The sequence below is a fragment of the Novosphingobium pokkalii genome, assembly GCF_014652855.1.
GTDB classification, from domain to species: domain Bacteria; phylum Pseudomonadota; class Alphaproteobacteria; order Sphingomonadales; family Sphingomonadaceae; genus Novosphingobium; species Novosphingobium pokkalii.
In genome coordinates this window covers 1-1,130 of sequence record NZ_BMZP01000054.1, presented here as the reverse complement: position 1 = coordinate 1,130, position 1,130 = coordinate 1, and the positions used below count along the sequence as shown (strand labels likewise).

General features: G+C 53.5%; 1 protein-coding gene. It reads left to right on the top strand.

What is annotated here, in order from left to right:
- Positions 1-1,130, top strand: a 1,130-nt coding sequence (locus IE191_RS20905) for a hypothetical protein (RefSeq protein WP_229815747.1), incomplete at its 5' end; no start/stop codon positions are given.

Genomic DNA, 1,130 nt, shown 5'->3' with positions numbered 1-1,130 from the left:
GTCCGACTCCTTCGTGGTCGGACTCTACCATCGGGCGGTCACATTTCAGGGGAGCACGTCAGCTCGCGCAGATGGCGCGGTCGCATTTGACGGCAATTCATGAAAGGCTGGATAGCTTTGATGAATTGCACTTCACCGCGATTCTCATCGAGGCGGCCAGAGTCATAGATTATGAGAATGTCTTGATGAATTCTCGTGAGGATGAAAGCTATCATCTTCCCTATCCAGCATTCGACGTCATGAGCCGGGGCTGGAATCCGCTCTTGCACTATGGTTTGCCGAGGCTTCCGAAGACCGTGGGAATTCCAATCCAAGAAAGCACGGCCACGACACGTTCGCATGCGCGATCGCTTCTTCATTCATTTGGCGCATCCGCGATCCTTGAGAAGGCCGCCGATATGGCTCTCCATGGCTTCTTGACAGGACAAGAGACCGAGAATGGACTCAATCTCAAATTTACGGTTGGTCACGACAGTGATCACTTCTTGGATCAACTTGAGGCCGATGCGCTTGAAACTGCGCTGAATGGGGGAGAGGACCGGGAGAGCACCGGACTGATGACCGCTGCCGAAGTCGACGATCTCACCGGAGCATTGGTCTTCCCGTTTGAGACGGGACACGGCACGATGGTTGGTTATGATGCAGATCCGAGGCTCGATGCACACTTCATTCAACTTGTAGGCCAAAGAGTCTCTGAATGGCGAGATGAGGCTGGAATCCATCCTGATGTGCAGTCAAATCAACTGGACGGAGCAGACGTAGCCGCGGTGGTAATGCTGCTTGCCAGCGTGTATTTGAAGCACATCTGGTTTGTCGGTGTTGGCAGCAAGCGCCTCTCAGAGATCAATTATTGCATGAGTCTGACCATCTGGAACAGGCCAGATGAACTTATCGAATCGATCTCCTCTTTCACCGGGATAGATGCAGAAAGAATAGAACGCACTTTGCGCGCAATCGTGGTGACCCGCGACGATGCAGCGTATTTCGGGGCTGAGCCGACACCCTTCATGCCAATGCTGCTAGAAATATCCGAGGGTTACTGGCTTTCTCCCGTAAGCAGCGTCTTCCGTGACGTGACCCCCAGCTTTCCACCAGCTGGGATTAGAGCCGGGCCGTTTTGTTGCGCATGA